The organism is Sporofaciens sp. SGI.106, assembly GCF_050314255.1.
Lineage (GTDB): Bacteria > Bacillota > Clostridia > Lachnospirales > Lachnospiraceae > Claveliimonas.
Genome location: NZ_JBNPMZ010000006.1, coordinates 1 through 20539 on the forward strand (window position 1 = coordinate 1; position 20539 = coordinate 20539).

General features: G+C 43.8%; 21 protein-coding genes, 1 tRNA gene and 1 other annotated feature. Of the genes, 20 read left to right on the plus strand and 2 right to left on the minus strand.

Annotation, left to right across the window (positions count from 1 at the left end; genetic code table 11):
• The 12 genes from ACQRCC_RS06115 to ACQRCC_RS06170 all read left to right on the plus strand — a co-directional run.
• A partial coding sequence (locus ACQRCC_RS06115; protein WP_427849931.1) for an AI-2E family transporter occupies nt 1-1150 on the plus strand: 1150 nt, incomplete at its 5' end.
• A 3-nt stretch (nt 1151-1153) separates the two neighbouring features.
• The gene (metA, locus tag ACQRCC_RS06120) at nt 1154-2074 is read left to right on the plus strand and encodes a homoserine O-acetyltransferase MetA (protein WP_427849932.1); all 921 of its coding nucleotides are present in this window, start codon (nt 1154-1156) and stop codon (nt 2072-2074) included.
• 11 nt (nt 2075-2085) lie between these two features.
• The gene (locus tag ACQRCC_RS06125) at nt 2086-2700 is read left to right on the plus strand and encodes a formate/nitrite transporter family protein (protein WP_427849933.1); all 615 of its coding nucleotides are present in this window, start codon (nt 2086-2088) and stop codon (nt 2698-2700) included.
• Between the two features lie 320 nt (nt 2701-3020).
• Nucleotides 3021-4406: an alanine/glycine:cation symporter family protein gene (locus ACQRCC_RS06130; protein ID WP_427849934.1), complete on the plus strand. Its 1386-nt coding sequence runs from the start codon at nt 3021-3023 to the stop codon at nt 4404-4406.
• 85 nt (nt 4407-4491) lie between these two features.
• Nucleotides 4492-4748, plus strand: a binding site (T-box leader).
• A 109-nt stretch (nt 4749-4857) separates the two neighbouring features.
• Complete coding sequence (locus tag ACQRCC_RS06135; protein ID WP_427849935.1) at nt 4858-5880, plus strand: ABC transporter substrate-binding protein; 1023 nt, start codon at nt 4858-4860, stop codon at nt 5878-5880.
• Nucleotides 5881-5920: 40 nt separating this feature from the next.
• Entirely contained in the window at nt 5921-6820 is a 900-nt protein-coding gene (locus ACQRCC_RS06140; RefSeq protein ID WP_427849936.1) for an ABC transporter permease, read from the plus strand.
• Nucleotides 6795-7568, plus strand: a complete 774-nt coding sequence (locus ACQRCC_RS06145; protein WP_427849937.1) for an ABC transporter ATP-binding protein — start codon at nt 6795-6797, stop codon at nt 7566-7568. Before ACQRCC_RS06140 ends, ACQRCC_RS06145 begins: the two co-directional genes overlap by 26 nt.
• Nucleotides 7569-7580: 12 nt before the next feature.
• Nucleotides 7581-8096 carry a deoxyuridine 5'-triphosphate nucleotidohydrolase gene (locus ACQRCC_RS06150; protein WP_427849938.1) on the plus strand — a complete coding sequence of 172 codons (516 nt, stop codon included), beginning with the start codon at nt 7581-7583 and terminating at the stop codon, nt 8094-8096.
• A gap of 118 nt (nt 8097-8214) precedes the next feature.
• Nucleotides 8215-9576 carry a spore germination protein gene (locus tag ACQRCC_RS06155; RefSeq protein WP_427849939.1) on the plus strand — a complete coding sequence of 454 codons (1362 nt, stop codon included), beginning with the start codon at nt 8215-8217 and terminating at the stop codon, nt 9574-9576.
• 91 nt (nt 9577-9667) lie between these two features.
• Nucleotides 9668-11038, plus strand: coding sequence for an MATE family efflux transporter (locus ACQRCC_RS06160; protein ID WP_427849940.1), 1371 nt, complete (start codon nt 9668-9670; stop codon nt 11036-11038).
• A 42-nt stretch (nt 11039-11080) separates the two neighbouring features.
• Nucleotides 11081-11944, plus strand: coding sequence for a DegV family protein (locus ACQRCC_RS06165; RefSeq protein ID WP_427849941.1), 864 nt, complete (start codon nt 11081-11083; stop codon nt 11942-11944).
• Nucleotides 11945-11954: 10 nt separating this feature from the next.
• Nucleotides 11955-12623: a B3/B4 domain-containing protein gene (locus ACQRCC_RS06170; RefSeq protein WP_427849942.1), complete on the plus strand. Its 669-nt coding sequence runs from the start codon at nt 11955-11957 to the stop codon at nt 12621-12623.
• 62 nt (nt 12624-12685) lie between these two features.
• On the opposite strand, the gene ACQRCC_RS06175 is transcribed toward ACQRCC_RS06170, so the two are convergent.
• Nucleotides 12686-14041, minus strand: coding sequence for a sodium-dependent transporter (locus ACQRCC_RS06175; RefSeq protein WP_427849943.1), 1356 nt, complete (start codon nt 14039-14041; stop codon nt 12686-12688).
• Between the two features lie 347 nt (nt 14042-14388).
• Between ACQRCC_RS06175 and infC the strand changes: the two genes are divergently transcribed.
• From infC to ACQRCC_RS06210, 7 genes are all read left to right on the plus strand, one after another.
• Nucleotides 14389-14883, plus strand: a complete 495-nt coding sequence (gene infC, locus ACQRCC_RS06180; RefSeq protein WP_427849944.1) for a translation initiation factor IF-3 — start codon at nt 14389-14391, stop codon at nt 14881-14883.
• 32 nt (nt 14884-14915) lie between these two features.
• Nucleotides 14916-15113 (plus strand): 50S ribosomal protein L35, encoded by a 198-nt coding sequence (gene rpmI / locus ACQRCC_RS06185; RefSeq protein WP_004840820.1) that lies wholly within the window; start codon nt 14916-14918, stop codon nt 15111-15113.
• A 30-nt stretch (nt 15114-15143) separates the two neighbouring features.
• Nucleotides 15144-15500 (plus strand): 50S ribosomal protein L20, encoded by a 357-nt coding sequence (rplT, locus tag ACQRCC_RS06190; RefSeq protein ID WP_427849945.1) that lies wholly within the window; start codon nt 15144-15146, stop codon nt 15498-15500.
• A gap of 180 nt (nt 15501-15680) precedes the next feature.
• Nucleotides 15681-15765: transfer RNA gene (locus tag ACQRCC_RS06195), tRNA-Leu, on the plus strand.
• Between the two features lie 155 nt (nt 15766-15920).
• The gene (locus tag ACQRCC_RS06200; protein WP_427849946.1) at nt 15921-16532 is read left to right on the plus strand and encodes a TetR/AcrR family transcriptional regulator; all 612 of its coding nucleotides are present in this window, start codon (nt 15921-15923) and stop codon (nt 16530-16532) included.
• A 4-nt stretch (nt 16533-16536) separates the two neighbouring features.
• Entirely contained in the window at nt 16537-17418 is an 882-nt protein-coding gene (locus ACQRCC_RS06205) for an ATP-binding cassette domain-containing protein (RefSeq protein WP_427849947.1), read from the plus strand.
• Nucleotides 17415-18200, plus strand: coding sequence for an ABC transporter permease subunit (locus ACQRCC_RS06210; protein ID WP_427849948.1), 786 nt, complete (start codon nt 17415-17417; stop codon nt 18198-18200). The genes ACQRCC_RS06205 and ACQRCC_RS06210 overlap by 4 nt, the downstream gene beginning before the upstream one ends.
• Nucleotides 18201-18226: 26 nt before the next feature.
• Here the strand turns inward: ACQRCC_RS06210 and ACQRCC_RS06215 are convergent, their stop codons facing one another.
• Nucleotides 18227-18919 (minus strand): YoaK family protein, encoded by a 693-nt coding sequence (locus ACQRCC_RS06215; RefSeq protein WP_427849949.1) that lies wholly within the window; start codon nt 18917-18919, stop codon nt 18227-18229.
• Between the two features lie 152 nt (nt 18920-19071).
• Between ACQRCC_RS06215 and ACQRCC_RS06220 the strand changes: the two genes are divergently transcribed.
• Entirely contained in the window at nt 19072-20340 is a 1269-nt protein-coding gene (locus tag ACQRCC_RS06220; protein ID WP_427849950.1) for a serine dehydratase subunit alpha family protein, read from the plus strand.
• The last annotated feature ends 199 nt before the right edge of the window (nt 20341-20539 follow it).

Sequence of the window (20539 nt, forward strand, 5' to 3'; positions counted from 1 at the left end):
GATTATCACAGTACTGAAGCCGATTCTTTACGGGCTTGTGATTGCCTATGTTTTGAATCCAATTGTAAAAAAGGTGGACAGGATACTCATTCCGAGACTGGAAAAGAGAATGAAAAATCAGACCCGTGTCCATGTTCTTTCCAGGACGGCAGGTGTCTTTATCTCTCTGATTATTTTAATCATGGTTATTACGGGACTCTGTAATATGATGATTCCGGAACTGTATAAAAGTATCCGTGACCTGGTGGTGACACTTCCCGGACAGTTGAATGATCTGATGGCTCAGATTAATACTATGATTCATGATGAGTCAACGACAGGAACATTTTTGAAAACTGCAATGCAGGAAGGTATGGACATGTTTCAGAAATGGCTGCGTACCGATCTTCTGGAAAAGGCGAATGAGCTGATGTCCAGCCTGACGGTGGGTGTGTTTAATATTGTCAGTGAATTATTCAACCTTCTCATTGGTCTGATCGTATCCGTGTATGTGTTGTTCAGTAAGGAAGTCTTTATGCGTCAGACAAAGAAGATGGTCTATGCGCTTCTGACACCTCATAATGCGAACCTTGTTCTGCATTTTACGAAGAAAAGCAATGAGATTTTCGGCGGATTTATTATCGGTAAAGTGATAGATTCCGCAATTATAGGCGTGCTCTGTTTTGTGGGTTTGTCTCTTCTGAAGATGCCTTATGTTTTGCTGGTTAGTGTAATAGTAGGAGTGACCAATGTCATTCCATTCTTCGGACCTTACATAGGTGCCATTCCGAGTGCGATACTGATATTTTTGACGAATCCGCTTCAGGGATTGTATTTTCTCATTTTCATACTGGTCTTACAGCAGGTAGATGGAAATCTGATCGGACCGAAGATCCTGGGAAATTCTACGGGGCTCTCTGCGTTTTGGGTTATTTTTGCGATTTTGTTGGGAGGCGGACTGTTCGGATTTCTGGGAATGCTTATGGGAGTGCCTACATTTGCAGTTATATATTATATCATTCAGATGATTATTAATCATAAACTGGAGCGGAAGAACCTTCCGCAGGAGTCGGATTATTATGATGAATACAGTTATGTAGATGATCAGGGAAATTACATTCTTTCTGAACAGCATGATGAGCGGAAGGAAAAGGATAAAAAGGAGGAATAGATTATGCCGATTCGAGTACAGAATGACTTGCCGGTAAAAGAAATACTGGAGCAGGAGAATATATTTGTGATGGATGAACATCGTGCAACCCATCAGGATATCCGTCCGATTAAGATCGGACTTTTGAATCTTATGCCGCTTAAGGAGGACACGGAGTTACAGATTCTCCGTTCCCTCTCTAACACACCACTGCAGGTGGATGTGGTGTTTGTAAATGTATCAAGCCATGTATCCAAAAATACTTCTACCAGCCATTTGAATAAGTTTTATCTGCCGTTTTCTGAGATAAAGAATCAGAAATTTGACGGTTTTATTATCACGGGGGCTCCGGTAGAGCAGATGCCTTTTGAAGAAGTGGATTACTGGGATGAGCTGAAAGAGATTATGGAGTGGAGCAAGACCAATGTGACATCCACCCTTCATCTGTGCTGGGGGGCTCAGGCAGGTATTTACTATCACTATGGAATTGATAAGGTGCAGCTGGATAAAAAGGTTTTTGGAGTGTACTGGCACAGAGTGCTTAACCGAAAAATACCGTTGGTGAGAGGGTTTGATGATGTCTTTCTCGCTCCTCATTCCCGCCATACGGAAACACCTATGGATAAAGTGCGTGCAGATGAGAGGCTGACGGTTCTGGCAGAATCCGATGAGGCGGGACTGTTCCTTGCAATGGCTCAGGATGGACGCCAGATATTCGTAATGGGTCATCCGGAATATGACCGCGTAACATTGGATGGAGAATATAAGAGGGATCTTGGAAAAGGACTTCCGATCGATATGCCAAAAAACTATTACAGAGACGACGATCCGAATAACAAACCGCTTCTTACCTGGCGCGCAACAGCCAATAATCTTTATACCAACTGGTTGAATTATTACGTATATCAGGTGACACCGTATGATCTGGAAGGAACACCGTTTTAAGGAGGGCGCAGATGATGAAAAAGTATGGAAATATGTTTCTTTTAGCTGTGGGGGCGGGTATCGCCATCGCAGTCGGCGGAACGGTCTATCTGTCGGTAGAGAATAAAGTAATCGGTGCACTGCTCTTTACGGTAGGTCTCTATGCAATTGTACTGAACGGTCTGTTTCTATACACTGGTAAAATCGGATATCTTCCGGCTGCGGAGAATAAGGTTGATTACGCGGGACTTCTGGCGGCTACCTGGCTTGGAAATCTTGTGGGAACAGGACTCGGTGCGCTGGCTGTACGGATGTCCAGAATCAATGGAATCAGCGAACAGGCGCAGAATATCTGCAAGGTAAAGCTTGCAGATCAACCGTTCAGTATTTTTTTACTGGCATGTTTCTGTGGTCTTCTTATGTATGTGGCGGTAGATGGATTTAAGGAAAAAGGAAATCCCCTGATTCTGTTCCTGTGTGTCAGTACATTTATTTTATGTGGATTTGAGCACTGTATTGCCAATATGTTTTATTTCAGCCTTGCAGGAGCATGGTCTGTAAAAGCAGTGGGATATCTCCTGATTATGACGGTCGGAAACAGTGCGGGAGGCATGTTGCTGCCGCTGATTAAAAAAACTTGCAATTAAAATGCTCATATGTTAAAATAATTTTACGTAAAACTCCAATGACGGATTCGTCTTGGAGTTTTTTTGCGTATTTATGCATCTGTTATTATAATGTGAAAATTCTGACGAATAATGAATGATTCAGAATTGAATGACAATAATATAACAATTGTTGCTATTTACTAGAAATTCGTGTACAATGTGATTAGGTTAAACGGAAGAAGGCATCAGGTGAGATGAGATGCCAAAATGCGTTATCTGTACTATTTTGTACACGAAGCGCATATAACAGAAGCAAAGAGAAGAGAGAGATTCAAATCAAAGAGAGAAGGGGGAATAGTATGTTAGATGCTATCAATTCAGTAGTAAACGCGATTAATGGTGTAGTATGGGGCTGGCCGATGATTATCCTGTTGTTCGGTACTCATATCTTCCTGACAATTCGTACAGGATTTATTCAGAGGTATACCATTTCAAAAGGTATTAAATTATCTGTAACCAGAGATCCGGATGCAGAAGGAGAGGTATCCAACTTTGGAGCTCTTACAACAGCACTTGCGGCTACCATCGGTACCGGTAATATCGTAGGTGTAGGTACCGCGATCTATCTTGGTGGACCTGGTGCGGTTCTCTGGTGCTGGCTGACTGGTGTGTTCGGTATCGCTACAAAGTATGCAGAGTCTTACATAGCAGTAAAATACAGAGTTAAGACGGCAGACGGACGTATGCAGGGCGGTGCAATGTATGCGCTGGAGCGAGGTCTTAATATGAAATGGCTGGGTATGCTGTTTGCAATCTTTGCAGCTTTTGCATCCTTCGGTATCGGATGTGCAACTCAGGTTAACTCCATTGCAGAAGTTGCCAAGACAAACTTTAATATTCCGCCAATCGCAGTTGGTATTGTAGTTGCAGTTCTGACCGCAGTTGTTATCTTCGGTGGAATTAAGTCCATCGCAAAAGTATGTGAGAAGCTGGTTCCTTTCATGGCTATTTTCTACGTACTTGGATGTATCGTAATTTTATGTATGAACTATGATTTTATCATTCCTGCACTGGGAACGATTATTAAACTGGCGTTTACACCGGGCGCAGCAGCAGGTGGTCTCGTTGGTACAGGTATCATGATGGCAATCCGTTTTGGTGTTGCAAGAGGATTGTTCTCCAATGAGTCCGGTCTTGGTTCTGCTCCTATCGCAGCAGCAGCAGCTCAGACCAGAAATCCGGTTCGTCAGGCACTTGTATCTTCCACAGGTACATTCTGGGATACGGTAGTTGTTTGTCTTATGACAGGTCTTGTACTGGTAACAACTATCATGAAGAACCCAACCATCAACATGGATACTGTTGAGAACGGCGGACAGCTTACATCTGCAGCATTCAGCCAGATTCCGGTAATCGGACCGATTATTCTGACACTTGGTATTATGTCTTTCGCATACTCAACCGTACTTGGATGGGCATACTACGGTGAGCGCTGCGTAGAGTATTTTGCAGGAAGCAAGGCTCTGGTTCCATACCGTGTACTGTATGTAATCGTAGCCGGAATCGCTCCTGTTATCGCACTGGATCTGGTATGGCTGATCGCGGATACTCTGAACGCATTAATGGCAATCCCGAACCTTGTGGCCGTATTGCTTCTGTCCAACCAGATGGTTAAGGATACGAAGAAATATCTGCAGGATCTGGATGCAGTGGATACCACGCCAATCCCGGTTATCAAGGATTAATTCGGTAGGAAATGTAGAAATTCAAAATTATTCTGATTTTGACTTGACAAATGAACTTTAATGAATTAAAGTGAATACCATAAAAGAAAAACCGATGAGAAAGAGTAGTAAGTTATCATTGTGAAGTTAAAGAGAGCGGCAGATGGTGAGATTGCCGTACGGAGCCGATAGCTGAATGGACTTTCGAGGGCGGCCTGAAATCCTGAAGACATTTGGAGAGTATGGTTAGTCGGGAACCGAACCCGTTATCAATCAGGAGTGTATGTTAGTACATGAGAAAAGTGGACACTATGTCAATTTGAGTGGTACCGCGATAATAAGAGATTTATTACCGCCTCAAGCCTTTTGGTTTGGGGCGGTTTTTTATACCATTTGTAACTTCTTATTATTTACCACTATTTTCTCTCCTAACAGAAATTTAAAACAGTAAAAAGAAAAGGAGAACAAAATTATGAAAAACAAAGCAGCAGCAATTATTTTAACAATGGCAATGGTTACAGCAATGGTTACCGGATGTGCAGGAGGAAGCTCATCTTCTGAGGGAGAAAGCAGCGAAGGAAAGACTTATACTATAGGTATTTCCCAGTTTGCAGAGCACGGTTCTCTGGATAACTGCCGGGAAGGATTCCTGGAAGGTCTGGCAGAAGAAGGAATCAAAGAAGGTGAGAATCTGGAGGTTGATTACAAGAATGCAATGGCAGATATGGCGACTGCAGGACAGATTTCCAGTGGATTTGCAGCAGATAAAGTTGATCTGGTATGCGCGATCGCTACACCGAGTGCCCAGAGTGCTTATAACGCAGCTATGGATGTAGATATTCCGGTTATCTTTACCGCTGTAACAGATCCGATTGCTGCAGAGCTTGCAGATGCAGATGGCAATCCGGCAGGAGAGGTAACCGGAACTTCTGATAAACTACCGGTGGAAGAACAGCTTAAGATGATCCGTACCATGCTTCCGGATGCAAAGAAGATTGGTATCCTGTATACAACGAGTGAGGCTAATTCCGTATCTGCAATTGCTGAATATAAAGAGCTGGTAGGAAAATACGATTTTGAACTGGTGGAAAAAGGAATTGCAACTACAGCAGATATCCCGCTGGCAGCAGAAGAACTGCTCCGTCAGGTAGACTGCATTACCAATCTGACCGATAATACCGTTGTTTCTTCTCTGCCAACCATTCTGGAAAAAGCAAATGAGAAGAAAATCCCGGTGTTCGGAAGTGAGATTGAACAGGTGAAGATCGGATGTCTGGCAGCTGAAGGTATTGATTATATTTCTCTCGGAAAACAGACCGGAAAGATGGCAGCACAGGTATTAAAGGGCGAGAAGAAAGCTTCTGAGATTCCATTTGAGACGATCACAGAGCCTGGTTTCTATGTAAATAACAAAGTAGCAGAGAATCTTGGTATTCAGGTACCGGAAGAACTTTTAAAGGACGCAGCGGAAAGCTTTGATGCTATTTCCGAATAAATAATAATTCCCCTGAGGGAATAGATGGAGGCACTTTTTTATGGATTTTATAATTACCATTCTGGAGCAGGGGCTGATATATGGTATATTGGCACTTGGCGTATATATTACTTATAAAATACTGGATTTCCCGGATCTTACGGTAGATGGAAGTTTCCCTCTCGGGGGCGCAATTACAGCGGCCCTTCTGACCAGGGGGATGAACCCATATACAGCGCTTATTCTGGCATTTCTTGCAGGAGCGGCAGCGGGTATCATTACGGGACTGATTCATGTAAAATGTAAGGTGAGAGACCTGCTCTCCGGAATCATTATGATGACTGCATTATGGACCATCAATCTTTATATTGCAGGAACGGCCAATGTGCCTCTGTTTTCACAGAAAACCATTTTTAAAAATGAAGGCCTGGACGGGCTGGTTCCGTCAGGATTAAAGCCTTATATGACACTGATCATTATTCTGATTCTTACATTGGTTGCCAAGGTGTTGCTGGACTGGTATCTCCAGACGAAATCAGGCTACCTTCTCCGGGCAGTCGGAGACAATGCCACACTGGTTACTTCTCTTGCAAAGGATCAGGGGAATGTCAAGATTGTCGGGCTGGCACTGGCAAACGGTCTGGTGTCACTGGCGGGCAGTGTGTTTTGCCAGGAAGAGCGTGTATTTGAGATTTCAATGGGTACCGGCGCCATCGTAATCGGTCTGGCAAGTGTAATTATCGGAACCAGTATTTTTAAGAATATAACGGTGTTGCGTGCGACAACGGCGGTGCTGATCGGTTCCATTATCTACAAGGCGTGTGTGGCAGTTGCCCTCAGAAGCTTTGAGCCTCAGGCAATGAAGCTGATTACAGCAGTTTTGTTCCTGATTATTCTGATTATCAGCATGGACAGAAGAAAGAAGGTGAAGACGGATGCTGGAACTGAAAGGAATTCATAAGTATTACAATCCGGGGACGGTAAATGAGATGTGCCTGTTTCAGGATTTTAATCTGAAGGTGGAAAAAGGGGAGTTCGTTTCTGTTGTTGGCAGTAATGGTTCCGGTAAGACGTCTCTTCTGAATATTATCTGTGGCAGTATCCCCACGGAAGCGGGGCAGATCCTGATTAACGGATCAGATATTACCAGAGAAAAGGAATATAAGCGAAATGTAAGGATTGGGCGTGTATATCAGAACCCGGCCATGGGAACCTGCCCTTCCATGACGATCCTGGAAAATATGGCCCTGGCAGACAATAAGGGAAAGATGTACGGATTTGGCCGTGGAACCCAGAAAGCCCGCATCGAAAAATACCGGGAACTTCTGAGTCAGCTGAATCTGGGACTGGAGGATAAGCTGGATATCAAGGTTGGCGCTCTTTCAGGTGGTCAGCGTCAGGCTATGGCACTTTTGATGTCCACCATGACACCGATTGAATTCCTGATTCTGGATGAGCACACGGCCGCTTTGGATCCGAAGACGGCGGATCTGATTATGGAGCTGACGGATAAGGTCGTGAAGGAGAAGAATCTGACGACCATCATGGTCACCCATAATCTGCGCTATGCGGTACAGTACGGAGACCGGCTTCTGATGATGCATCAGGGTGAGGCAGTCCTGGATAAAAAAGGCGAAGAGAAGAAAAATCTCTCTGTAGAGCATGTGCTTTCTCTCTTCAATGAGATCAGTATTGAGTGTGGTAATTAGAAAGGGATACAGATGGCAAAGAGAATTGCGAAGTTTTATAAAGTGAGCTTTGAACGGTTCCGGGAGGACTGGGAAGATACATTCGGAGCGTGTACGGAAGAGGAAATAAACAATATTTACAAGGAGATTAAACTGCCAAAGAGAGCCACGGCAGGTTCTGCGGGATATGATTTTTATGCACCGGTGCATATGGTCATCCGGCCGGGAGAGACGATGAAGATTCCGACGGGAATCCGTGCCGAGATGCAGGAAGAGTGGGTGCTTAAGTGTTATCCCAGAAGCGGGCTTGGATTTAAGTACCGTCTCCAGTTAAATAATACGGTGGGAATCATAGACAGTGATTATTTCTATTCTGATAATGAAGGACATATTTTTGCCAAAATTACCAATGATACGAATGAAGGGAAGATTGTGGACATTGCTGCAGGAACCGGATTCATGCAGGGAATCTTCGTGGAATACGGAATTACGGTGGATGATGACGTTACTTCAGTCAGAAACGGAGGATTCGGAAGTACGACGAAATAAGAATAAATGACAGAGAAACGGGGAAGATTATTTCTATACCCGAATGAATGTGCAAAGAGCATGCCTGAGGGCATGTTCTTTTTTATGAAAAAATATTTACGATAAGGGAGGATGTGTGATGCCGGATTTAAAAAGAGTGGCTACGTCTGTAAAGGAAAATGTAGCTTATGTAAATCAGGTGCTGCCTGTAAAGAAAAGCTTTGACCTGGTTCAGAGAGATATGGTGATTGGCGGAAGGGAAGCCTCTTTTTTCTTTGTGGACGGTTTTACGAAGGATGAGTCAATGCTGAAGATTATGGATTCTTTTTTTGGAGTGAAAGAAGAGGATATGCCGGATAGTGCCACCGGATTTTCCAGGGAATGCATTCCCTATGTGGAGGTAGATACGATCAGCGAATTTGATCAGGTGTTCCGCAATATATTATCGGGAGTTACCTGCCTGTTTATCGACGGATACGAGGCCTGTCTTGCGATTGACTGCCGAACCTATCCGGCCAGAAGTGTGGAGGAGCCGGATAAGGATAAATCTCTGCGGGGTTCCAGAGATGGCTTTGTGGAGACGATTGTGTTCAATACGGCTTTGATGCGCAGGCGGATCCGTGACCCGCATCTGACCATGGAGATGATGGATATCGGGGAAAGCTCCCGGACGGATGTGGCACTGTGCTATATGTCAGACCGGGTGGATCAGGAACTGCTTGAAAATGTAAAAAACAGACTTCAGAGCATTCAGGTTGATGATCTGCGCATGAATCAGCAGAGTCTTGCAGAATGCCTTTTTAAGAGAAAATGGTTCAATCCGCTTCCCAAGTTCAAATTCACGGAGCGTCCGGATACGGCTGCTGCGTGTCTCCTGGAGGGAAAGGTTGTAATTATGGTAGACAATTCCCCGTCAGCTCTCATCCTTCCCACCTCCATACTGGATATGATCGAGGAGGCGAATGATTACTATTTTCCTACAATGACTGGAATTTATCTGAAGCTGTCCAGGGGGCTGATTACTTTTCTGACAGTGTTTCTGACGCCTGTGTTTTTGCTTTTTATGCAGAATCTGAACTGGCTACCGGAGGTATTTGCTTTCGTTGCAATCAAGGATACGGTGAATATTCCGCTGGTGTTCCAGCTGTTAATCCTGGAGGTTGCGATAGACGGACTCAGACTTGCTGCTCTGAATACACCCAGCATGCTCAGCACTCCTCTCAGTGTAATAGCCGGTATTGTTATGGGTGAATTTTCGGTGCAATCCGGCTGGTTCAACACAGAAGTGATGGTCTATATGGCATTTGTGGCAGTGGCAAATTATACACAGCCTAATTTTGAGCTTGGTTATGCGCTCAAATTTATGCGCCTTTTGCTTCTGATACTGACAGCACTCTTTAACTGGATGGGATTCCTGGCAGGATGCATCATTGTAGTATGTCTCATTTGTTTTAACAAGACCCTGTCTGGAAGAAATTACCTAAATATAAAATTAAATTAATAAAAAATAAAATAATAAGAAGAAATCTGTTCACAATAGAAAAGGTTTGCTATAATGTTCATCATATGAGAAAAAGAAGGAAGGATGTATTATGCAGACAAAACAGGATCAGAGACTGGGAACGGAGCCTATAGGAAGGCTGATGGTGCAGATGGCAGTGCCTGCGGTGGCAGCCCAGCTGATCAATGTGCTTTATAATATTGTGGACAGAGTATACATAGGGCATATTGCAGGATACGGGGATATGGCGCTGACGGGTGTGGGCGTTACGTTCCCGATTATTATGTTGATTTCGGCGTTCAGTGCTTTCGCAGGAATGGGAGGGGCACCCCTTGCTTCTATTTTGCTTGGAAAGCAGGATTATGACGGGGCAGAGGATATTTTGGGGAATTCAGCAGGTCTTCTGGTGATTTTCTCGGTAATCCTTACGACTTTTTTTATGCTTTTCAAAACACCAATCCTGTATGCTTTTGGTGCCAGTGATAATATTATAGGATATGCCAGAGATTATATTACCATTTATCTTATAGGAACAATCTTTGTACAGTTTGCACTCGGACTGAATACTTTTATCAGCGGACAGGGACAGGCAAAGACGGCAATGTTGTCGGTTCTGATCGGAGCGGTCATTAACATTGTGCTTGACCCAATATTTATATTTTTGCTTCACATGGGAGTGCGGGGAGCGGCTCTTGCTACCGTTATCTCACAGGCGGTCAGTGCGGCGTGGGTGGTGCGCTTCCTTATTTCCGGTAGGAGCGTGATCCAGCTTCGTATTAGTAAGATGAAATTAAAAAAAGAGCTGGTAGGGAAAATAGCTGCTCTAGGTGTATCGCCATTTATCATGCAGAGTACGGAAAGTCTGGTCAGTATCACTTTGAATTCCGGACTGCAACACTATGGAGGAGATCTTTATGTGGGTACTATGACGATTATGACAAGTGTGATGCAGCTCATTATTGTTCCGGTTCAGGGGGTTGCACAGGGAGTGCAGCCGATTATCAGCTATAACTATGGAGCGGGGAATGCTGACAGAGTGAAATCTGCATTTACAAGACTTTTAACGGTTTGCTTTCTGGGGACTTTTGTGCTGGCCGGTGTTGCGGTGGCAGCACCCGAAGTTTATGCAGGAATATTTACGGATAATGCCAGACTGATCGAGCTGACCTGTCAGGTGATGCCGGTGTATTTCCTGGGCATTACCATATTTGGAATCCAGTGTTCGTGCCAGTCTACATTTCTGGCGTTGGGGCAGGCAAAGGTTTCTTTGTTTATTGCACTGCTCCGTAAGGTGATTCTCCTGATTCCGCTGGCAGTAATCCTTCCCAGAACGATGGGAGTTATGGGAATCTACCGGGCAGAGCCTATCGCGGACGTGATATCTGTTATTACTACAGCAGTACTGTTTATTATAACTTTTAAAAAGATTTTGCGTACTATGGGAAAAGATGGTATGATATAGGGCGAAGCGAACTCAAATGTGTGAAACAAGGAGGTAAGACAGATGAGAGACTTTGTGATTACAGTGAACAGTACGGTAGATATGCCAAAGGAATGGCTTGAGGAAAGGGGAGTTCCGGTTGTCCCGCTGCATTATACGATAGATGGAGAAACTTACGAGGATATGAATGGCCTTACAGCAAAGGAATTTTTCGTAAAGCTTCGTGAGGGGAAGATGTCAGTGACTTCACAGGTGAATCCGGAGGAAGCAAAGGAGAGGCTGGAACAGTACGTGAAAGAAGGAAAAGATGTGCTGCATCTGGCTTTTTCATCCGGGCTCAGCGGTACCTGCAACAGTATGAGGATTGCCGCAGAGGAACTGGAGGAAGAGTATCCCGGGGCAAAGGTTCTGGTAGTGGACACCCTCTGTGCCTGCATGGGAGAAGGATTGCTTCTGCATGGTGTTCTGAAGCAGAGGGAACAGGGAAAAACGATTGAGGAGGCAGCACAGTGGGCGGAAGAAAATAAGCTTCATGTCTGCCATAATGTTACTATTGATGATCTGGATCATCTGCATCGCGGAGGCCGTATATCCAAGACAACAGCGGTGCTTGGAGGTATGGTAAAGATTAAGCCTATGATTCATATGGATAACGAAGGCAAGCTTCAGGTGATTGGAAAAGAGAGAGGAAGAAAGAAAGCTCTGAACAAGATTGTGGATATGGCTGTAGAACAGTCTGCGGGATGGGAGAATGATCTGATTTTGATTACTCACGGAGATTGTATTGAAGATGCGCAGTATGTAGCATCTCTGGTTCGGGAGAAGATGGGGATCGAGAATATCCTGATCAATAATATCGGAACTGTCATCGGAAGCCACACAGGTCCGGGGGTTGTTGCAGTATTCTGTATGGGAAATCAGAGATAGGAGACGAGAGATGAAGAAACAGCTGACGATCGATAAGGAAATGAAGGCAATCTGGCCCTGTACAAGAGTGGGATGTTTTCAATATAAAGTAAATGTAGAAAAGAAAAATGAGGATATGTGGACATATCTGAAAAAAGATATTTTTAAGAAGACGAAAGATGCCATTTTTGATTATGGAGTGAATGATATTCCGAATGTCAGAGAGTCCAGACTGGCATATAAGGCTTTCGGCAAGGATCCGAGTAGATACCGTGTTTCTTCGGAGGCGCTGATTCGGAGAATTGGTCAGGGAAAGGGACTCTATGAGGTGAATACGGTGGTGGATGTAAATAATCTGATTTCCATCGAATCAGGTTTTTCTGTTGGTTCTTATGACACTGCAAACATAGAGGATGTGCTTGTGTTCCGTACGGGAAAGCAGGGCGAGACGTATAAGGGAATCGGCAAAGAAAATGTAAACATAGAGAATTTACCCGTACTGGCTGACGAAAAGGGGGCGATCGGAAGCTCTACCAGTGATTCTGAGCGCGCCATGATTACAGAAAATGTGAAAGAGGTACTGACGCTGATTTATTCTTTTTCAGATAATCAGGATCTGGAAAAGGCTCTGGAGTATGGAAAGAAATACCTGGAGAAATATGCAGGTGCAATGGATGTCGAGAGCTGGATCGTAGAATAGAGAATCTTAAGTATACAAAAAAGGCTGATTCGTATATGATATGCGAACCAGCTTTTTTTGACTTAGATACTGATGATTCCCAGAGCATTCATGATGGAGCTTACCAGAATCATGATCAGGAAGATAGGAGCAACCCATTTGATCATAACGGTAAATAATTTCTCTCCTGAGAATGTTCCGTTTGCTACTTTTACTTCATCTGCAATTGCCTTTGGCTTAATCACAAATCCAACGAAGATACAGGTGAACAGTGCCACGATCGGCATCAGGATACTGTTGCTTACAAAGTCCATAATATCGAGTATGGACATTCCCATCCAGCTGATGAAGCTGAGAGGTCCGAATCCCATGGAGGACGGAATACCCATAAGCAGGGATAAAATAGCAACACCGATACAGGTGCCTTTTCTGTTCCAATGGAATTTGTCGCGGAAAATAGACACGATCGTTTCCATCAGAGAGATAGCGGAAGTCAGTGCGGCGAAGAATACCAGTACGAAGAAAATAGTACCGATCACGCCACCGAGCTTCATGCTGTTAAATACCTTAGGAAGAGTAATAAACATCAGTCCCGGACCTGCGCTAAGAGCAGATTTGTCTCCGCCGGAGAATACGAATACTGCAGGGATGATCATCAGACCTGCAAGGAAAGCGATTCCGGTATCGAAAATCTCAATCTGGCGAACAGAGCTTTCCAGCTGATTCTCCTTTTTCATATAAGAACCATATGTAACCATGATACCCATTGCCAGTGACATGGAGTAGAACAACTGTCCCATGGCTGCCAGAATAGTTTTGATGGATACATCACCCATATGTGGTTTTACGTAATAGATGAGACCTTCCATCGCACCTTCCATCGTCAGGCAGTATGCAGAGATGATAATTGTAAGAAGAACCAGGATTGGCATCATGATCTTACTTACTTTTTCAATTCCCTTTTCTACACCACATATTACAACGATAGCAGTGAATGCCATGAACAGGAAGAACCATCCTAAAGGTTCAACAGGATTGCTGATAAAATCGGTAAAATAAGTATCGCCGGCTGCAGCGCTTACCCCACCGCTGACAAAGGTGGCAAAATACTTGATAACCCATCCGCCGATTACGGAATAATATGGGAAAATAATAATCGGAACTGCTGCGGCAAGAACGCCCAGGAATCCAAAACGGGAATCCAGACTCTTGAAAGCTCCGATTGCACTTAATCCTGTCTTACGTCCGATAGCAATTTCGGCAACCATAAGTGAGAAACCAAAGGTAACTGCCAGAATTAAGTAGATTAACAGGAATGTTCCTCCGCCGTACTTGGCTGCAAGATATGGAAAACGCCAGATGTTTCCCAGTCCGACAGCAGAACCGGCAGCGGCGAGGACAAATCCCAGCTTGCTGGAAAAACTGCTTCTGTTTTTCATTTGCATAAACCTCCTCAAAATAACATTTCTCTCATATTTTTCTGGTATTGCCTCGGGGAAAGACAATACATAAAACATATTATATAGAAAAAACTCTGTTTCTGCAAGAGAAAAGATATTGACAATGAAAAAAAAGTGTGGTAAATTAAATTCTGCGTGAAGCGAAAAAGAAAGTAGAGTATCCACTCTCACCTCAGCGCAATCGGGCGACTGATGGTCTGATATAGAAGTACAGAACTGATAGTATGTTATTATAGCATAATCTGTGCAGAAATGGAAGTGGATAGTCTATGAACTGTTCACTTATTTTTATTTTATGATGGAGGTGCACTACAATTAGCGATTTAATGATTAACGAGCAAATCAGAGACAGGGAAGTACGAGTGATTAGCGAGAGCGGAGAGCAGCTTGGTATTATGTCTGCAAGAGAAGCAATGAAGCTTGCGCAGGAAGCGGAGCTTGATTTGGTAAAAATTGCTCCTAAGGCTCAGCCGCCGGTTTGTAAGATTATCGATTACGGTAAGTACAAATACGAACTGACAAGAAAAGAGAAGGAAGCAAAGAAAAAGCAGAAAACAGTAGAGATCAAGGAAGTGCGTCTTTCACCCAATATTGATACCAATGACCTGAATACAAAGGTAAATAATGCGAAGAAGTTCATTGGTAAAGGGAATAAAGTAAAAGTTACTTTACGTTTCCGAGGAAGAGAAATGGCACATGTACAGCAGAGCAAACATATTCTGGATGATTTTGCAGCAATGCTGGAAGATGTTGCTGCGGTTGAAAAACCGGCAAAACTCGAAGGAAGAAATATGAGCATGGTTTTAACTGTAAAACGTTAAAAATAAAAACTATCATTAAGGAGGAATATATCATGCCAAAAATTAAAACAAATAGAGCAGCTGCAAAGCGCTTCAAAAAAACAGGTACAGGAAAATTAAAAAGAAATAAAGCTTATAAGAGCCATATCTTAACAAAGAAGTCTACTAAGAGAAAAAGAAATCTCAGACAGGCAACTATTACAGATGCTACTAACGTAAAGAATATGAAGAAAGTATTACCATATCTCTAGGATAGGGAAATATTGAAGGAGGAATAAGACATGGCAAGAATTAAAGGCGGAATGAACGCTAAGAAGAAACATAATAGAACATTAAAGTTAGCAAAAGGATACAGAGGAGCACGTTCCAAACAGTACAGAGTTGCAAAACAGTCTGTTATGAGAGCTCTTACATCTGCATATGCAGGCAGAAAACAGCGCAAACGTCAGATGCGTCAGCTTTGGATCGCACGTATCAACGCAGCAGCAAGAATGAACGGTCTGTCTTACAGCAAGTTCATGCACGGATTAAAACTGGCTAACATCGATATGAACAGAAAGATGCTGGCTGAGATGGCAGTAAACGATGCTGCAGGATTTGCTACACTGGCAGAGATTGCAAAATCTAAACTGGCTTAATTTTGGTATAGAATGAGTGCGTATTATATTGCGCATAAGATAAGCTTCGCCGGTCAGCAGAGGAAGAATCTGTTGGCCGGCGGAGCAGATAAAAGTCCTCAAAAATAAAATGAAAAAAATTAAAAAAGATGTTGACATCTGATGAATCATGTAGTATTATAATCGAGGACGTTAGGTCATGCGGAAGTGTCGGAACTGGCAGACGAGCAAGACTAAGGATCTTGTGATCAATGCGATCGTGTGGGTTCAAGTCCCATCTTCCGCATTTAAGAAAAAGTACTGATTACCTATTTTATAGGGTTTCAGTACTTTTTATTTTGCGTTCATCTTTATTCACATATACTTTTTCATAGGGTCTTCTCAAAATCGGTCAATGCATTTACAATGTAATTGACCGATTTGGTTAATGGGGGTGACGCTATGAACGAAAGATTCTTTTCTCTGCCTGTGGAAAAACAACAGGCAATCCTGAATGCCGGGTATCGGGTGTTTTCACAGAATTCCTATAAGAACAGTCCCATGAGTGAAATTGCAGATGAAGCCGGAATTAGTAAATCCCTGTTGTTTCACTATTTTCGTAATAAAAAAGAATTATATCTGTTCCTGTGGGAAAACTGTGCGGAAACCACGATTGAATTCCTGACCAGGTACGAATGCTATGAGCAGAAGGAACTTTTTGAGAGTATGGAACGCGGGATGAGGGCAAAGATGGAAATTATCCGCCTGTACCCGGATATGGGCAATTTTACGATCAGGGCTTTTTATGAGAAAGATCCTGAAATATGTGCGGCTGTCCAGGAGAGCTATCACAAGTATTTTAATCTGAAAGCGGACAAAGTACGGCTGAATCTTGATCCGGAGCAGTTTATTCCCGGTCTGGATATTTCGATGATGTATCGGGAAATGTACTGGGCATCAGAAGGCTATCTCTGGGAGATGGTGCAGCGGGGAAATGTGGATATTGAAGAAATGGAGATGGTTTTTACAAAACTGATAGAATTCTGGAAGAGTGTTTATCTTCGAAAGGAGTAAGGATATGGAAGCAATTAAAACGACGAATCTGACAAAATACTATGGAAAGGCCAGAGGCATAGTAGAGTTGAATCTGTCTGTTGAGAAGGGAGAGTTTTTTGGTTTTATTGGGCCAAACGGTGCGGGAAAATCAACGACGATCCGCACCTTGCTGGGACTTATTTCACCGACTTCCGGAAGTGCACAGATTTTTGGCAATGATATTATAAAAAAGAAAGAAGATATTTTACAAAAAATCGGATACCTTCCGTCAGAAGCGGTATTTTATCCTGGTATGAAGGTGAAAGATGTATTGAAACTGTCCGCAGACATGAGAAAGAAGAATTGCTCAGAGGAAGCAAAAAAGCTCTGTGAGCGCCTGCAGCTGGATACTTCCCGGAAAGTGGATGAGTTATCCTTTGGTAATCGGAAGAAAGTTGCAATCATCTGTGCACTCCAAAGCAATCCGGAGTTATTGATTCTGGATGAACCTACCGGAGGACTTGACCCTCTGATGCAGCGGGAGTTCTTTGATATCGTAAGAGAGCGAAACCGGAAAGGTGCGACGGTATTTCTGTCCAGCCATGTGCTTTCTGAGATTCAGCGGAACTGTACCCGGGCGTCGATTATCCGGGAAGGAAGGATGATTGCCTGTGATAGTGTGGACGCATTGTCAAAGACCAGTGCAAAACGAATTACGGTACATGGCGATGTGAACCTGAATAATCTTGAGGGTATCCGTGACAGGAAGGATTTTGATGGAGCAGTCAGTTTCCTGTACAGTGGTGATATGAACAGTCTGCTTCAAACGCTTTCTTCGGGATATGTGTCTGATCTGACTGTTTCGGAACCCGATCTGGAAGAAATATTCTTACATTATTATGAAAAGGCGGGTGACAGAGTATGACAATCATCAAACATGAACTTAGACAGGGGAGAAATGCCCTTCTGATTTGGACGGGGTCGATCGGCTTCCTGCTTGCAATCTGCGTGTTCCTTTTCCCGGAAATGAAGGGAGAGATGGAGGGAGTCAATGATATTTTTTCTTCTATGGGTTCCTTTACCGCGGCATTTGGCATGGACAGACTCAACTTCGGTACGTTGATCGGATTTTATGCCATTGAGTGCGGCAATGTACTGGGGCTTGGAGGAGCGTTCTATGCATCTCTGTGCGCTGTTGGAATACTCAGCAAAGAGGAGAAGGAAAAAACTGCGGAATTTTTACTGACGCATCCGGTTAGCCGGACAAGGATCATTACAGAAAAACTCATTGCAGTGCTGATTCAGATTACAGTCATGAATCTGATTATCTATGCCATCGCCACTGGTTCTATTTTGGCAATCGGTGAGGAGATTCCGTGGAAAGAGCTGAATCTCTTTCATCTGGCATATTATATTCTCCAGATAGAGCTTGCAGGCATTTGTTTCGGTATTTCCGCATTTTTAAGAAAGGGAAGTGCGGGAGTTGGTCTGGGCATTGCCGCCATGATGTATTTTCTGAACCTGATCGCTAATATAGCAGAAGTGGCAGAGGGGTTGAAATATATAACGCCTTTTGCATACTGTGAGGGAGCTGATATCGTAACTGACGGAAGCCTGGACGGTGCGAAGGTGGCTATAGGTATTGTGATAGGGGCCGCGGGTGTCATTGCTGCCTATCTGAAATATACAAGGAAAGATATGCATTAAGTAAAACAGGGACAGGTTCCATGACTCTAAGAGTTACGGAACCTGTCCCGTTGACATTCCTCTTTGATAAACATTAACAGGAAGCTGAATGTTAAGAGAGCGCAGGAAAACCATATGGTATGCATACCAAAACGTGGCAGCAGATAACCTCCGAGCCCTGCACCGAAAGCAAACATAAAAATGATACCAAAATAACAGAAAACTTTATGAAGCGGTTCCGGGTTATGGGTGCGTATATACGCACATAAAGACTCCATTGCGCTTCGTATATTTCCGATACACATGGTACTGGCAAAGGCATAACCATTTACTTTGCGGAAAGCCTGAACCTGCATCGCGCAGGAAAAGGAAACCGTAGCATTTGCCAGAAGGTTTCGGGATTCCGGGAAGAAACCGACGATGAAAAGGAGAAGTATTTCCGTTATGAGTATGATCTGTCTCCAATGAACACGGCTGGAGAATTGGTATTTTTGTCGGGTCAGCTCGGCTGCTGCAACACCGAGCGAAAAAAACAGAAGAGGTATTAAGTATTGAATTGTCAAATTCCAGTTTCTGGCTGTGATACACTGGCTTAAAAGAACGATATTGCCGGTCTGCGCATTTGCGAATACCTGCCCTCTTGAAATATAAGTATATGCATCCTGTAGTCCACCGGATACGGATAGTAATGCGGCAGTCAGAAATGATTCTGACATCTGGCCATGGAATCTTTGTTGCATCTTTGCTATCTCCTTGTCAGAAATTATTGTTACTTTTTTGTCGAAAACATTATACTGTGAACAAGAATAGATGTCAAATATCCGGGGGATATGTTATACTGTTTGTATAAGGTTACTGCACGTAAAAAATGTAACGGACGGGAGAGGTGAAGATGGAAGCAAGGATCTATCAGGAATACGTAAAGATATTGGAGGAGGAGCTGGTCATGGCCATGGGATGTACAGAGCCCATAGCGGTGGCTTACGCGGCGGCTGTAGCTGTAAAGGCGCTTGGGGAACAGCCGGAATCCATGGAAGTGAATGTAAGTGCAAATATCATCAAGAATGTTAAGAGTGTGGTTGTTCCGTGTACGGGCGGAATGAAAGGAATCAGGGCGGCCGTCTGTGCCGGAGTTGTGTCAGGAGAACCGGAGAAAGAGCTGGAGATACTGGCAGGTCTTACGGAAGAACAGAAAGGGCAGGTGGGCAGTCTGATGCAGCAGATTCCGATCCAGGTAAATGAATCAGACAGCGGCTACATATTTGATATTCAGATTAAGGCATTTGCCCAGGGGCATACAGGATTTGCCCAGATTGCCGGTTATCATACCAATGTGATCTGTATTATGAAGGATGATCAGATTCTGGAGCAGAAAGAGTATGTGGAACAGCAGCGGACCTTTGCTACGGACAGAAGCCTTCTTACGGTGGAGAATATTGTTGAATTTGCCGATTGTGTTCAGGTGGATGAGGTAAGAGACATCCTGATGAGACAGATTGAGTGCAATACAGCAATTGCAAAGGAAGGAATGACAGGAAAATGGGGAGCAGGTATCGGACGGCTTCTGATTAATTCCTATGGGGACAGCGTTCACAATAGAGCAAAGGCAATGGCCGCTGCAGGATCTGACGCGAGAATGAACGGATGTGAACTTCCGGTGGTAATCAATTCCGGAAGCGGTAATCAGGGTATGACGGCATCTCTGCCGGTAATTGTATATGCGAAGGAACTGCATGTGTCGGAGGAGACGATGCTCAGAGCGTTGGTAGTGTCAAATCTGGTGACCATTCATCTGAAGACGGGAATCGGGCGTTTGTCTGCATATTGCGGTGCAATCAGTGCCGGATGCGGAGCGGGAGCCGGAATCAGTTATCTGTATGGCGGAAAAGCCTATGAGATATCACATGTCATTGTGAATGCTGTGGCTATTAACTCCGGAGTCATCTGTGACGGTGCTAAGGCAAGTTGTGCTGCGAAGATAGCGTCGGCGGTAGAGGCCGGTCTTCTGGGAGTTCAGATGCAGAAAAACGGAGCACAGTTCTATGATGGAGATGGAATCGTATGTAAGGGTGTGGAAAATACCATCCGCAATATCGGAGAGCTTGCAAGCAAGGGAATGAAGGAGACGGATAAGACGATTATCCGCATGATGACCCGTTAAGATATGAAAATCAGGGCGAAAGAAGTCGCTGGGGACAGGTTTTTTGACTCGTTTTAAGAGTTAAGGAACCTGTCCCTGTTATTTTGCTTTTGTTTGAAAGCTATGGACGAAAAGACCATCTCTTTCTGAATCAAAATAGATCAAATTAAATCATAATTGTGCAATTTAAACCAAAACAAACCGTTAAATTTGTGAATTA